This is a genomic window from Actinomadura mexicana, assembly GCF_900188105.1.
In the GTDB taxonomy this organism is placed as follows: Bacteria; Actinomycetota; Actinomycetes; order Streptosporangiales; family Streptosporangiaceae; genus Spirillospora; species Spirillospora mexicana.
The window spans coordinates 105431-118689 of record NZ_FZNP01000022.1 but is presented as its reverse complement, the minus strand read 5'-3'; the positions used below and the strand labels follow the sequence as shown (position 1 = coordinate 118689).

At 73.0% G+C, this 13259-nt stretch carries 12 protein-coding genes; 4 read left to right on the top strand and 8 right to left on the bottom strand.

The features are described 5' to 3' along the window. Positions 1–101: 101 nt before the first annotated feature. Positions 102–2195, bottom strand: coding sequence for a RecQ family ATP-dependent DNA helicase (locus CHC11_RS36430; RefSeq protein WP_089316442.1), 2094 nt, complete (start codon positions 2193–2195; stop codon positions 102–104). 152 nt (positions 2196–2347) lie between these two features. On the opposite strand from CHC11_RS36430, the gene CHC11_RS36425 reads away from it, so the two are divergent. The 3 genes from CHC11_RS36425 (at position 2348) to CHC11_RS36415 (ending at position 5378) form a co-directional block, all read left to right on the top strand. Further along, positions 2348–3718, top strand: coding sequence for a threonine/serine exporter family protein (locus CHC11_RS36425; RefSeq protein ID WP_245920212.1), 1371 nt, complete (start codon positions 2348–2350; stop codon positions 3716–3718). 167 nt (positions 3719–3885) lie between these two features. Then, entirely contained in the window at positions 3886–4212 is a 327-nt protein-coding gene (locus CHC11_RS36420; protein WP_089316440.1) for a hypothetical protein, read from the top strand. 14 nt (positions 4213–4226) lie between these two features. After that, the gene (locus tag CHC11_RS36415) at positions 4227–5378 is read left to right on the top strand and encodes a DUF6745 domain-containing protein (RefSeq protein WP_245920210.1); all 1152 of its coding nucleotides are present in this window, start codon (positions 4227–4229) and stop codon (positions 5376–5378) included. An 88-nt stretch (positions 5379–5466) separates the two neighbouring features. On the opposite strand, the gene CHC11_RS36410 is transcribed toward CHC11_RS36415, so the two are convergent. Continuing rightward, positions 5467–6006: a YdeI/OmpD-associated family protein gene (locus CHC11_RS36410; protein ID WP_089316439.1), complete on the bottom strand. Its 540-nt coding sequence runs from the start codon at positions 6004–6006 to the stop codon at positions 5467–5469. Positions 6007–6182: 176 nt separating this feature from the next. Here CHC11_RS36410 and CHC11_RS36405 point away from each other — a divergent pair, with 176 nt between their 5' ends. Further along, positions 6183–7181, top strand: a complete 999-nt coding sequence (locus CHC11_RS36405) for a helix-turn-helix transcriptional regulator (RefSeq protein ID WP_089316438.1) — start codon at positions 6183–6185, stop codon at positions 7179–7181. A gap of 89 nt (positions 7182–7270) precedes the next feature. Here CHC11_RS36405 and CHC11_RS36400 read toward each other — a convergent pair whose 3' ends face one another. From CHC11_RS36400 to CHC11_RS36375, 6 genes are read right to left on the bottom strand one after another with little or no spacing between them, the layout of a single operon-like run. Then, complete coding sequence (locus CHC11_RS36400; protein ID WP_089316437.1) at positions 7271–8125, bottom strand: STM4011 family radical SAM protein; 855 nt, start codon at positions 8123–8125, stop codon at positions 7271–7273. Then, complete coding sequence (locus CHC11_RS36395; RefSeq protein WP_089316436.1) at positions 8125–9405, bottom strand: STM4012 family radical SAM protein; 1281 nt, start codon at positions 9403–9405, stop codon at positions 8125–8127. Before CHC11_RS36395 ends, CHC11_RS36400 begins: the two co-directional genes overlap by 1 nt. Further along, positions 9402–10202 carry an STM4013/SEN3800 family hydrolase gene (locus CHC11_RS36390; protein ID WP_179279178.1) on the bottom strand — a complete coding sequence of 267 codons (801 nt, stop codon included), beginning with the start codon at positions 10200–10202 and terminating at the stop codon, positions 9402–9404. Before CHC11_RS36390 ends, CHC11_RS36395 begins: the two co-directional genes overlap by 4 nt. Then, a complete protein-coding gene (locus CHC11_RS36385; RefSeq protein WP_089316435.1) occupies positions 10190–11260 on the bottom strand; it encodes an STM4014 family protein in 1071 nt (356 codons plus the stop codon). The genes CHC11_RS36390 and CHC11_RS36385 overlap by 13 nt, the downstream gene beginning before the upstream one ends. Continuing rightward, entirely contained in the window at positions 11257–12210 is a 954-nt protein-coding gene (locus tag CHC11_RS36380; protein WP_179279177.1) for an STM4015 family protein, read from the bottom strand. The genes CHC11_RS36385 and CHC11_RS36380 overlap by 4 nt, the downstream gene beginning before the upstream one ends. Before the next feature lie 13 nt (positions 12211–12223). Then, complete coding sequence (locus CHC11_RS36375; RefSeq protein ID WP_089316434.1) at positions 12224–13198, bottom strand: STM4015 family protein; 975 nt, start codon at positions 13196–13198, stop codon at positions 12224–12226. Positions 13199–13259 lie beyond the last annotated feature (61 nt).

Genomic DNA, 13259 nt, shown 5'->3' with positions numbered 1-13259 from the left:
GCCAAGGTCAGGCGGGTGGCCAAGGTCAGGCGGGTGGCCAAGGTCAGGCGGGTGGCCAAGGTCAGGTGGGGGTGGCCAAGGTCAGATGGGGGTGGCCAAGGTCAGGTGGGGGTGGCCAGGGTCAGGGGGAGGGTCGACTGGGCGCCGGACTCCTTCAGGAGGCGGGTGGCCACGGTCATCGTCCAGCCGGTTTCCATGCGGTCGTCCACCAGGAGGATGTGGCCGGGGTTGCCGGCTAGGGCCTCCGCCAGGTCGGTGGGGACGGTCAGGGTGTGCCAGACGGAGCGGAGGCGCTGGGCGCTGTTGTGGCGGCGCGGTACGGGCTCGCCGACGGGGACCAGCTCGCCCAGGTAGGGCAGGCGGCCGATCTGGGCGATGCGCTGCCCGAACGTCGTGACCAGGCGAGGGCGGGAGCGGGAGCCGATGGTGACGACGCCGGTGGGGCGGGCCGTCCAGTCCCACGCCGCGAGGACCTGCACGACGGCGTCGACCAGGTCGGCGGGGACCTCGGTGTCGCCGGCGGCGAACAGGTCGCGCAGGCGGTTGCCCCAGCCGATGTCGGTGAGGCGGCCGAGGGCGCGGCCCGTCTCGGCCTGGAGCTCGGGCTTGATGCGGCCGGAGACGCCCAGGTCGTCCTTGACGCCGGTCGGCCACATGCGGCGGGGGGCGATGTCGACGCCGGGACGGTGCAGGCGGTCGCGGGCTCGGGTCGCGCTCTCCTCGGTGACGTCGGTGGCCCAGTGGCGGCCCGTGCAGTTGTCGCAGCGGCCGCAGGGGGCCGCTGCGGGGTCGTCCAGCTGGCGGCGCAGGAACTCCTCGCGGCAGCCGGACGTCGCTATGTAGTCGAGCATCGCCTGCTGCTCGCGGCGGCGTTCGGCGGTGACGCGCTCGTAGCGCTCGCGGTCGTAGGACCAGGGCTCGCCGGTGGAGGTCCAGCCGCCCTTGACGCGGCGGACGGCGCCGTCGACGTCGAGGACCTTGAGCATCATCTCCAGGCGGGCCCGGTTGAGGTCGACCAGCGGCTCCAGGGCCGTGGTGGAGAGCGGGCGGCCGGCCGTGTCCAGGACGTCCAGCGTGCTGCGGACGATGTGCTCCGGCGGGAAGGCGAGGCCGGCGAAGTAGGCCCAGATCTCGCGGTCCTCCCGGCCGGGCAGCAGGATCACCTCTGCGCGGTCGACGCCGCGGCCCGCGCGCCCGATCTGCTGGTAGTAGGCCACCGGGGACTGCGGGGCGCCGACGTGGACGATGAAGCCGAGGTCGGGCTTGTCGAAGCCCATGCCGAGGGCGCTGGTGGCGACGAGGGCCTTGAGCTTGTTGTCGTGGAGGTCGCGCTCGGCCTGGAGGCGTTCGGCCTGCTCGGTCTGGCCGGAGTAGGCGGCCACCTCGTAACCGCGGTCGCGGAGCCATCCGGCGATCTCGTGGGCCGCGGCGACGGTGAGGGTGTAGATGATGCCGCTGCCCGGGAGGTCGCCGAGATGCTCGCCCAGCCAGGCGATGCGCTGCTCGGCGGAGGGGAGGTTCACCACGGCGAGGTGCAGCGAGTCGCGTTCGAGGGGGCCGCGCAGGACCAGGGCGTCGTCGCCGGCGAGCTGCTCGGCGACGTCCTCGGTGACGCGGGCGTTGGCCGTCGCGGTGGTGGCGAGGACCGGGATGCCGGGCGGCAGCTCGGCCAGCAGGGTGCGCAGCCGCCGGTAGTCGGGGCGGAAGTCGTGGCCCCAGTCGGAGATGCAGTGCGCCTCGTCGACCACGACCAGCCCGGCGCCCGCGGCGAGCTTGGGCAGGACGAGATCGCGGAAGTCGGGGTTGTTGAGCCGCTCGGGGCTCACCAGCAGCACGTCGACCGCGCCCTCCTCGACCTCGGCGAAGACCTGGTCCCAGTCGCCGGTGTTGGAGGAGTTGATCGTGCGGGCGCGGATGCCCGCCCGGACGGCGGCGTCGATCTGGTTGCGCATCAGCGCCAGCAGCGGCGAGACGATCACGGTCGGGCCGGCGCCGCGCTCGCGCAGCAGCCGGGTCGCCACGAAGTAGACGGCGGACTTGCCCCAGCCCGTCCGCTGGACGACGAGGGCGCGCCGCCGCTCGACGACGAGCGCGCTGATCGCCGTCCACTGGTCGTCGCGCAACCGCGCGTGGTCACCGGCGAGGGCGCGCAGGCACCGCTCGGCCTCGTCGCGCAGACCGTCCGAAGAGCTCATGCGTCCTTCGTACCAGTGCCTCGAAGGACACCGCACCAGAATCACGTTCTGTGGAGAAGGTGGGACGCGGGCCACGGATTGGGGACACCCGGCTGGTGGGTAGCCTGCCAGTCAAGATCGATTCATGGGCGGGAAGGGACACCAGCGGGGGTATGGGCGCGGCTGAACGCTTGCGGCGGACATGGCAGGTCCTCATGGACGGGTCGCCCCCGGAACCGCCCGAAGACGAGCCCGGCGAGGTCGTCGACCCGCGGGTCATCGACCTCGTCCTGCGGGTGGGCGAACTGCTGCTTGCCAGCGGCGAGACCACCGAGCGCGTGAACGAGGCCATGCTCGGCCTGGGCGTGGCCTACGAGCTCCCCCGTTGCGAGGTGCAGGTCACACTGACCAGCATCCTCGTATCGGCGCACCCCGGAGGGGGCGCGGCGCCGATGACCAGCGCGCGGTCCATCCGGCGCCGGACTCCGGCCTACTGGCGGCTCACCGCGCTGCACCAGCTCGTCCAGGACGCGTCCATCGGCATGCTCGAACTGGAGGAGGCCCACAGGCGGCTCGCGGAGATCAAAAGGCACGGCCCCCCGTATCCGACCTGGCTGCTGGTGGTGTCCCTCGGGCTCATCGCCGCGTCGGGCAGCGTGCTGTCCGGCGGCGGGCCGCTGGTGGCGACCACCGCGTTCGTCGCCACGATGCTGGGCGACCGCACGGCCGCCGCGCTGGCGCGCCGCGGCATCGCGGAGTTCTTCCAGCTGACGGTGGCCGCCGCGATCGGCGCGGCGGCGGCCGCGGTGGTGGTGGCGATGGGCAACCCCGGCCAGGCCGCCACGATCGTCACCGGCTCGATCCTGGCGCTGCTCCCGGGGCGTCCGCTGGTGGCGAGCATCCAGGACGGCATCACCGGCGACCTGGTCAGCGCCGGGGCGCGGGTGCTGGAGGTCTTCTTCATGATCGCGGCGATCGTCGCCGGGCTGGGCGCCGTGGTGTACATCGGGGTAAGCCTGGGCGTGCCGATCGACGTCCGGCACCTGCCCACCCCGTCGGCGAGCCTGGAGCCCGTAGCCGTCGTCGCCGCCGCCGCCATCTCGCTGACGTTCGCGGTGTCCCTCGCGGCCCCGCGGGACGTGCTGACCACCGTCGCCCTCGGCGGCGCGCTGATCTGGGTGCTCTACGTCCTGGCCCGAGGATGGCACGTTCCACCCGTGTTGGCCGCGGCCATGGCCGCCACCGTCGTCGGCGTGATGGCGAGCTGGCTCGCCCGCAGGCACGGGGAGCCCGTCATGCCGTTCGTGGTCCCCGCCATCGGCCCGCTCCTGCCGGGGACGGCGCTCTACCGCGGCATGGTCGAGCTCAACACCGGTTCACCGCAGGCGGGGGTGCTGAGCCTCATCGGAGCCGTGTCCGTGGCGCTCGCCCTCGGCGCCGGCGTGAACCTCGGCGGCGAGCTCGTCCGCGCGTTCCAGCACATCGGCCTGAGCGCGTCCGGCAACTGGGCCCGCCCGGCGGCCCGCCGAACCCGCGGCTTCTGACCCCACAGGCAGCACCGACGGCCGACCACTTCGACGGCCCATCTCACGGGCGGCCGACCACCCCGACGACCGGTCACCTCGACGGCCGGTGCCATCGGCGGCCGGTGCCATCGATGGCGGGCCGCGGGGTGGGGAGGTTTGTCGTTGGTGGGCGTTACGTTCGGCGCATGTACCGACAGGGAGACGTCCTGATCCTGCCCGTGCCCGAGGAGGCGGTTCCGCGGTCCGTCCGCGGGCTGCCGCCGTCACCGCGCGACGGCCGGGGCCGCATGGTGCTCGCGCGCGGCGAGGCCACCGGGCACGCGCACGCGCTGGCCGCGCCCGGGACCCTGCTGCGCACCCCCGACCCGCTCGTGCCGGACCACCTGCACCTGCCGTCCGGCGGGCGTCTGGTGCACGAGGAGCACGCGGCGATCACGCTGCCCAAGGGCTGGTACCGGGTGATACGCCAGCGCGAGTACGTGCCCGGTTCCGTCCGCGTCGTGGCCGACTGAGGAGGCGGGACATCGTGATCACCGGAACGGTGCGCGAGAGCCACTATGTGGTCGGCGACTGGCAGGCGGCGGCGTTCGCCACCGGCCCCGCCGACCGGGCCCGCGCCGAGGCGGGTGTGGCCGCCGCCTACACCTCCGCCGGGCTGAAGCCCCCGGAGCGGTACCTGTGGGTGCCCTCCCCCGTGCGCGGTGCCGTCGTGGCGGCCGTGATCGCCGGGCACGGCGAGACGCTGGAGAAGGCCGGGCGTGACGGGCTGCTCGAACGGGCCCGCGCCGACCTCGGTGACAGTGAGGCGGGGCCGAGCGTCCTGACGGACGTGCGCACCCGCCCCTGGGAGGCCGAACGCGCGGCGGCCTGTTCCGAGCTGGGGCCGGAGCAGTGGCCGCGCATGTGGGCCGAGACAGGCGGCATGCTGTGGGACCAGGTTCAGGCGCTGGTCACGCGCGTCCGCGGCGCGGTCGGCGAGCAGGCGCAGCGCAGGCCCGGCGCGCGGAGGAACAGGCGGTCCACCCCGGAGGGGGACGCGGCGGGGGCGCTGCTGCGCGCGGCCACGCTGGACGCCGTCCTGGGCCAGCACGACGGGCCGTGGCTGGCGTTGTTCGAGTCGCTCGGACGCCTCGACGGCCCGCTGGCCGGGCTGGCGGAGGTGGCCCGGTCGGCCGGCTGGTGGTGGCCCTACGAGCGGCTGGTGATCCTCTCGGAGCGGCCGAGCGAGCTCCACCGTGACGAGCCCGGGCGGCTGCATCGCGGGAACGGTCCCGCCCTCGCCTATCCGGACGGATTCGGGCTGCACGCATGGCGCGGCATGCCGATCCCGGCCGGCTTCGTCGCTTCGCTGACCGACCTGACGCCCGACCGCATCTCCTCCGAGCAGAACGCCGAGCTGCGCCGCGTGATGCTGGAGATCTTCGGCTACGACCGGTACCTGGCCGAGACCGGCGCGCGTCCCCGGCACCGGGACGAGACGGGCGTCCTGTGGACGATCGAACTGCCGGGCGACGAGCCCGTGGCCATGGTGGAGGTGGTGAATTCCACCCCGGAACCGGACGGAACGCACCGCACTTACTACCTGCGCGTCCCGCCCGACACCCAGACGGCGCGCGCGGGCGTCGCATGGACGTTCGGCGTGGACGAGGCCGACTACCACCCCGAGAAGCAGACCTGACCCAAGGGGGCCGGTTCCGACCAGGTCCTGGTCGGAACCGCCCTGTATGACCCCGATCATGCTGCGTTCCCGGTCTCGGCGACCGGTCCTACTGATCCAGCAGGCCGGAGACCGCCCTGTGCAGGCGGGCGGCGCGCCCGGCCGGGGTCCGGGCCTTGAGCAGCGGAAGGATCAGGAGGTATCGGGTGGTCCTGTCGAGTGCCTCGAAGCGGGCGGCGGCCTGCGGGCAGGCCGCGAGCGCGGCCGCCAGGTCGGGTGGAACGGTGGCGTCCTGCTGGGCGGCGTAGGCGGCCGCCCAGCGGCCGTCCGCCTGGGCGGCGGCGACTTCGGCCAGACCGGGCGGCCGCATCCGCCCGGCGGCGGTCAGCGCCTCCACGCGCTCGACGTTCTTCCGCGACCAGGATCCGCCCCTGCGACGGCGTGAGTACCGCTGCAGGTAGAAGTGCTCGTCGTGAGACCTGCGCCGGCTGTCGATCCAGCCGTAGCACAGCGCGATCTCCAGCGCCTGGGTGATCGTGACGGAGTCGGCGCCCGCCCCCCTCTTGGCGATCTTCAGCCAGGCGCCGTCCCCGCTCTCGTGGTGCTCGGCCAGCCATGCCTCCCACTCGGCGGCGTCCGCGAAATGCATCGGCCCAAGCCCCGCAGGCAGTGCTGGTCGTCCATGACGCCGAGGATGTTGCCGAAGGGGTTGGTCGGTGATCGGGCCTCGCAGCATCGGATGGTTCCCTTCTCGGTGGGCGACGACACTCATGCTTCCCGGTAAAGTGCTCATCTTCTGAGCACTTTGTCTGAGAATCTGGTTCCATGCGTGCTGACCGCCTCGTCGCCGTCCTGCTGCTCATGCAGATCCGTGGTCGTGTGACCGCCGCCGACCTGGCGGCGGAACTCCAGGTGTCGGTGGCCACCGCCCGCCGCGACCTGGAGGCGCTCGCGTCGGCCGGCGTCCCGGTCTACCCGCAGCCGGGTCGCGGGGGCGGCTGGCAGCTGGTCGGCGGCGCCCGCACCGACCTCAGCGGTCTGACGGCGGCCGAGGCGCAGGCCCTGTTCCTGCTCGCCGGCCCCGCCGCCGCCGTTTCACCCGAGGCCGGAGCGGCGCTGCGCAAGCTCATGGGAGCCCTGCCGCGGACCTTCCGCACCGACGCCGAGGCCGCCATGGACGCGACGATCGTCGACCCCGTCCGGTGGGGCGAGCGGGACCGCCCCCGGCCCGCGATGGTCGACCTGCTGCAGACCGCCGTGATCCGGCGCCGCAAGGTCCGCCTGACCTACGCCGGCCGCACCCGGGAACCGACGGAACGGCTGGTCGACCCGTGGGGCCTGATCGACAAGGACGACATCTGGTATCTGCTGGCGGACACCGACCGAGGACGGCGGACCTTCCGCGTCGACCGGATCACCCGGGCCGAGCCGACCGGCCTTCCCGCCGGACGCCCCGACGACTTCACCCTCGCCACCGCCTGGCAGGAGGTCGTCGACGAGATCGAGAAGCGACGCTCGCGCACGTGGGCGACCGTGCTCATCGAGGAGCGGTTCGTGCCGGTCCTGCGCGAGCAGTTCGGACGGCACTGCCACACCGACGGTGAGGCCGGCCACGGGCGTGTCCGGGTCCGCCTCGCCGCCCCGACCCCCCTGGACATCGCCCGCCACCTCGCCGGCTGGGGGACGCTGCTCGACGTCGTCGAGCCACGCACCGTCCAGCGCGAACTCGCCCGGATCGGTGCCGAACTCGCCGGCCGCTACACCTCCGGTCCAGATGAACAGCGCGGGCAGGAGCAGGCTTCGGCTCAGGGCCGGGACCGCTGAACAGCGGTGCCTGCTCCGGCGGCGCGCACCCGCCTCGGTCCCCGCCGCCCGATGTCGCTGCCGTCGTGCGGTTCACCGCGCGGACGAGGTCAGGGACGGCTGAACAGGGCGGGGATTCGTTCGAGGATGCCGTCGGCGAAGGCGTCGTAGAGGCCGAGGGGTTCGAGGTGGACGTAGCCGATGTGGCAGTCGCACGTGTCGAGAGGGCACGGGCGGGGCGCCAGGGCGGCACGGAACGAGCCGTCGTAGAGGTTGCCCAGGACGGACGGGACGAAGTGGCAGCGGCGGACCGTGCCGTCGCCGTCCACTGACACGACCGTGTCCCCCGTCCGGCAGGAGAGGCCGCGGCTCGCGTGCGGGTGGCGGCTCACGGGGAACAGGGGGTCGATCTCGGTCCAGGAGGCGGCCTCGTCGTCGCCGTAGGTGCGCCCTTCGGCCGCGTTGACCCAGAGATAGGTTCCGGCGGGAAGGTCGGCGCGGAGGCGGCGGGCGGCGTCGAGGTGCTCCGGCTGCCCGACGATCCCGACGCTGTGGCGGACCCCGCGCGCCGCCAGGTCCAGGCACTTGCCCAGGAACCGCTCGTACGGGACCTGGCCGGGGTGGTAGGTCGCCCACAGCGCCAACCGTGTGCGGTCGGCGCCGGCCGTCCATGACACGCGGTGGCTGAGGTTCGTCTGGATCGCCACCCGGTCCACGTGCGGAAGGTGGCTGAGGTCGGTCAGGGCGCGCCGGTACCAGGAGCGGGCGAGCCCTTCGCCCCACGGCGTGAACAGGACCGAGACGCGGTGGCCGCAACGCGACACCCACTCGGTGAAGCGTTCGAGCGCGGCGCGGTCGGCGCGGAGCTGCTCCGGGGTGTCGCGGCGCTTGGCGAACGGGCAGTACGGGCAGTCGTAGTCGCAACTGGCCAGCGGCCCTCGGTAGAGGATCGTCAGATGGTCCATCACCGCGCCTCGTAGGAGGCCATCAGCGCCTGCACGCGGGACGAGAAGAGCGCCGGGCCGATGGCGTCGGAGTAGGCGAGCCCTTCAGGAGTCAGCCGGAGGGCGTCTTCGGACGTCTCCAGCCATCCGCGTTCAGCGAACGGCTTCAAGTCAGCGGGAAAGTCGTCCATCGGGTCGCTGCCGAAGCGCGCGCGGTAGGTGCTTAGGTCGACGCCGGTCGCTTGCAGAAGGGACTGGACGAGATGCCGCCTGCGGCGTTCGTCGGCGTCCAGAGTGAAGCCGACGCGGGCGGTGGTGAAGTCGGTCTCGCGCACATAGTCGTCGATGATGGAACGCACCTGCCCGGCTCCGACCGCGTACTCGAACGAATAGTGGAGGCGGGAGGTGTAGGAGCGTGCTCCGCAGCCCAGGCCGACCATGCCGTCCGTCTGGCAGCAGTATTCCGTGCCGCCCGCGCCCGAGGACGGCAGCCGGAACATCCGCATCGACACCTGCTCGTAGCCTTCGCCGAGAAGGTGGTCCCGGCCGAGCCTGTAGAGGGTGAGGCGCTGGTCGTCCCAGTCCTGGGCGCGGCGTCCGAGGCCGGTCAGCGGACGGACGTAGAGCGGGTACAGGTAGACCTCTTCCGGACGCCACGTGAGAGCGGCGTCCAAGGAGTGCGCCCACGTCGCGGGTGTCTGGCCGTCGATGCCGTAGATGAGGTCGATGTTGAGGACGGGGAACCCCACGGCGCGGATGCGGTCCAGCGCGGCCTCCACTTCGGCGCGCTTCTGCGGCCGGACGGCCGCGCGGGCCTCCTCGTCCAGGAAGCTCTGCACGCCGATGGAGACGCGGGTGGTGCCGTGCTCGGCGAGGACGGCCAGCCGGTCGGTGGTGGCGGTCGCCGGGGACGTCTCCACGCCCAGCGGGATCGACCCGAACCCGGGGAACCGTCCGGCGATGCCGCAGAGCCGTTCCAGCTCGGACGCGGTGAAGTAGGTCGGCGTCCCTCCGCCGAAGGCCGCGGTGGCGAAGGCGGCACCGTCCAGGGCGTTCAGGGCGGCGGTCGCCTGGCGGTCGAGCGCGTCGAGGTAGGCGCCGGTCAGCTCCTCGGGCGCGCCGGTGCGGGTGAAGAGGTTGCAGAAGCCGCACCGCATCTCGCAGAAGGGAACGTGCAGGTACAGGAAGAGCGCGTCGAGCGGCTCCCCCTCCCACACGTCACGCAGCCCGGGTGCCGGTTGCAGCGGACGGTAGGCGGTCTTGTGCGGATAGGCGTACACGTACGCCTGATATGGGTTCACGACAGAACGAACTCCCCGTACGGAACGGTCCAGACGACTTCGTGGCCGATGCGGTGGCCCGTGTGGCCGTCCTCGCCGTACGCCGTCCCGTGGTCGGAGCAGACGATGACGAAGCACGGGCGGCGCATCAGCCCGAGCACCCTGCCGATGTGCGCGTCCACATGCCGGAGGGCGGCGGCGTGGCTCGCACGGGTGTCCCCGTTCGAGCTTGTGGCGCCCTCAAGGTAGAACCAGTTGGGCTGGTGCAGGGACGCGACGTTCAGCAGCAGGAACAGGCGGCGTTCGGCGGGCAGCCGCGCCATGATCTCGGCGATCCGGTCGGTCTGGTTGGGCAGCGACTCCGGGTCGGTCACGCCGAACCCGCGCTCCCAGTGGCTCTCGGCGAAGAGCGACGGCAGCGCCGACCCGAGCGGCGTCAGCTTGTTGAAGAACCCGACGCCGCCCACGCAGACCGTGTGGTAGCCCGCGGCGGCAAGGCCCGTCGGCAGGTCGGCGGCGTCGAACGTCCACGTGCCGGGGGCGGTCGTCTCGCTGCCCGGGAAGGCGCCGGCGAACAGCCGCGGATGCGGGCCGGGCGACGCGGGCGTCGGCAGGAAGCCCGCCAGCATCGCCGCGTGCGCGGCGTAGGTGAAACTGCCGGGTGTGTGGCGGCGCTCCCAGCGGCCTTCTGGAAGAAGCCCGGTGAGGGTGGGCGTCTCCCCCGCGGCGGCCAGTTCGGCGGCGACGTCGTAGCGCAGCGTGTCGAGGGTCACCAGCAGCACGTCGTGGCTGCCGATGACCGCGTTCATGTCGTGCATGCGTGCGCCATCGCCCTGACCTGGGCGCCGTAGGTGTCCAGTCCCTCAGCGGAGCTTCCGGACAGGCCGGTCAGCCCGGGGAGCAGGTCACCGAAGGCGTTCACCTCGCACACCGCGAACCGCTTCAGCCCGAATCCCACGAGCAGGTCGACGCCGACCATCGGGCTGCCCGGGAAGCAGGCGGCGGCCCGCGCGCACACGTCCAGGGCCCGCTTCCAGCCGCCCTCCCCGAGCGCGCGCCGCACCGCCCCCAGGTCTCCCCTGGCACCGCCCAGGTGCAGGTTGGTCATCGGGGTCCGGCTGGTGCGGACGACCGCGTGCGTGGGCTCGCCGGCGGTGACGACGACGCGCAGGTCGAACACGCGCCCGCCGAGCGCCGCCTTAGGCAGCCACCGCTCGACGTGCAGGCCGTCCGGCGCGAGCAGGTCGATCAGCGTCGCGACCTCGTCCTCGGTCTCGTACGAGCGGACGCGCAGCGAGTTGAGCAGCCGGTCGCCTGCCAGGAAGGCCGACGTCACGGCCCGCACGCGGCCCGGGGCGGTCTGGAGCGCGACCACCCCGGAGGCGGACGAGCCGTGCGCCGGCTTCACGAACACCCGCCGCTCGCCTGCCTCGTCCATCCGGGAACGGAGCTCCCCGTACCCGGTGACCTCGGGCAGGGCGGCCGGGACGGGGACGCCCGCGGAGAGAAGGCGGGCGTGGGTCAGCCGCTTGTCGAACATGACCGCGATCTCCTCGACGTCGCCGAGGAGGCGCGCACCGGACGCCGACGCGGCCGACGACAGCCGCCGCAGCGCCGCCGTGAACGTCCGGTGCCAGCGCGCCCCGCCGCCCACCCGCTCGGGCGCGCCGGGACCGCGCAGCAGCGCGTCGGCCTCGGGGTCCTCGCCGGGCGAGTCGACGCGGACCGCCTCGCCCGCCCCGAAGGAGAGCGGGGCGCCGCGCAGCACGTCCGTCCAGGGCACGAGCCGCGGCTCGCGCAGCCCGGCGGACCGGCACGCCGCGGCGAACAGCGCGGGACGCCGGTCGCCGGGGGTGCCGACCACCGCGAGCGTCATTCCGACACCGCGACGTAGGAGTCGCTGAAAGCCCATTCCCGACCCACCCACGACGCCTCCCCCAGCGCGTCCTCGAGATCGAGTTCGACGCCGGGCAGCGCCGCCCGGAGCCGTTCGGCCATGGGCTCGCTCAGGAAGGCGTGGTGCAGATCGAGGCTGCGCAGGTGGGTGAGGGGCTGCCCGGACAGCAGCGCCTCCGCCCCCCGGTCGGACAGCATCCCCATGGCCAGGCTGAGCGACTCCAGCCGGGCGACGACCGGGGCGCTCGCCAGGGCCTCCGCCAGCTCGTCCTGGAACGGGCCGTTCTCCAGGCCGAGGTGCTTCAGGGACGGGAACCGCTCCCCGGTGAGGATGGGCGCGAAGTCCTCGGCCGAAGACGACCCTCCGTGCTGGTCCGAGCCGATCCACAGGTCCAGGTGCTCCAGCGCGGGCAGGTCGCCGCCCGCGACCGCCCGCACGACCTCGACCGGCAGCCCGCCGGACTCGATCCGCAGCACCTTCAGCCGCTCGTGGCGCAGCGGCTCGAACCGCAGGTCGGACGCGCCGCGGATCTCGAAGTGCTCCAGCCCCGGATAGGCGTCGAACAGCGGCGAGATGTCGCCGTTCTGGATCCAGGAGATGTGGCATTCCCAGTCGAGGATGTCGCCGAAGAACAGCGCGCGCAGGCGGGGGAACCGCCCGGCGTTGTCCACCAGCCACCCCACCGGGTCGAACTCCTCGCGGGTGAACCCCCAGAAGCCGATGACAAGGTGGGTGACCTTCGTGGTGTCGACCGTCTTCAGGAGGCGGTCGAGGTTCTCGGGGACCTCCGCGCCCCACACGCCGTTGTCGTGGACGTGGTGGTAGACGCCCCAGGCCACGTCCCCCGGCTCGGGCAGCGGGCCGTCCGGCTCGCCGTCGAAGGTGCGGACCGGCAGCCCCGCGAAGGTGGAGAGGCGTTCCTGGATCATTCGGACACCCCGCTCATTCGGACACCGCGATGTAGTGCCAGTCGCCGTCCGGCGACTGGCAGTCCAGGTCGACCTCGACGCCGGGCAGCGCCGCCCGCACCCGCTCGACCATCGCGTCGGACAGGAAGTGGTGGTGCAGGTCCAGCTCGCGCAGGTGGGTGAGCGGCTGGCCGGCCAGCAGAGCCTCGGCGCCCTGGTCGGTCAGGACGCCCATCGCCAGGCTCAGCGACTCCAGCCGGGCGACGACGGGCGCACCGGCGACCGCCGCCGCGATCTCGTCCTGGATCTCGCTGTCCTCCAGGCCGAGGTGGCGCAGCGCCGGCAGCCGCTCGCCGGACAGGAACGGGGCGAGGTCCGCGACGGTGGTGTCGCCGCCGTAGTTCTCCTCGCCGAGCCACAGGTCGAGGTGCCTCAGATTGGGCAGGTCGCTGGCCCCGACGGCGCGGACGATCCGCGCCGGCAGCCCGCCGGACTCGAACCGCAGCACCTTCAGCGTCTCGCTCTTGACCGGGTCGAGGACGAGCCCCTGCGCGCCGCGCACCTCCAGCCGCTCCAGGCCGGGGAACGCGGCGAACAGGGGCGTGATGTCGGCGTGCTCGATCCAGGAGATCTCCGCCTCCTCGAAGGTGATGTCACCGAGGAACAGCGACCGCAGCTTCGGGAAGGACGCGGCCGCCCCGGTCAGCAGCGACACCGGGTCGGGGACCTGTTCGAGCTCGTAGGACGCGCCCCAGTAGCCGATGATCAGCGCCGTCACCTCGGTGGTGTCGACCGTCTCCAGGAACCGCGCGAAGACCTCGCCGAACGGCTCCTCGTCGAAGGAGGTGCCGACGAACCAGGCGGCCTCGCCCGCGGGCGGGAACTCCTCCCCGCTGACGGGATCGGTGGCCGCGCCGCGGCCGTCGTCCTCCTCCTCGGTGCCGGTGTCCTCGTTGAACGTGGCCACCGGCAGGCCGACGTATTCCTCAAGGTGCTGATTAATGGCCATGGGTCCCCTTCGCCTGATCGTCGGCACATGTCCTATCAGGACCGACGGACAGATCGCGCCG

Bases quoted from the DNA above. Each gene is read 5' to 3' on its own strand.
- CHC11_RS36430 (WP_089316442.1), bottom strand. From the start codon at position 2,195: ATGAGCTCTTCGGACGGTCTGCGCGACGAGGCCGAGCGGTGCCTGCGC.
- CHC11_RS36425 (WP_245920212.1), top strand. From the start codon at position 2,348: ATGGGCGCGGCTGAACGCTTGCGGCGGACATGGCAGGTCCTCATGGAC.
- CHC11_RS36420 (WP_089316440.1), top strand. From the start codon at position 3,886: ATGTACCGACAGGGAGACGTCCTGATCCTGCCCGTGCCCGAGGAGGCG.
- CHC11_RS36410 (WP_089316439.1), bottom strand. From the start codon at position 6,006: ATGCATTTCGCGGACGCCGCCGAGTGGGAGGCATGGCTGGCCGAGCAC.
- CHC11_RS36405 (WP_089316438.1), top strand. From the start codon at position 6,183: ATGCGTGCTGACCGCCTCGTCGCCGTCCTGCTGCTCATGCAGATCCGT.
- CHC11_RS36400 (WP_089316437.1), bottom strand. From the start codon at position 8,125: ATGGACCATCTGACGATCCTCTACCGAGGGCCGCTGGCCAGTTGCGAC.
- CHC11_RS36390 (WP_179279178.1), bottom strand. From the start codon at position 10,202: ATGCACGACATGAACGCGGTCATCGGCAGCCACGACGTGCTGCTGGTG.
- CHC11_RS36385 (WP_089316435.1), bottom strand. From the start codon at position 11,260: ATGACGCTCGCGGTGGTCGGCACCCCCGGCGACCGGCGTCCCGCGCTG.
- CHC11_RS36380 (WP_179279177.1), bottom strand. From the start codon at position 12,210: ATGATCCAGGAACGCCTCTCCACCTTCGCGGGGCTGCCGGTCCGCACC.
- CHC11_RS36375 (WP_089316434.1), bottom strand. From the start codon at position 13,198: ATGGCCATTAATCAGCACCTTGAGGAATACGTCGGCCTGCCGGTGGCC.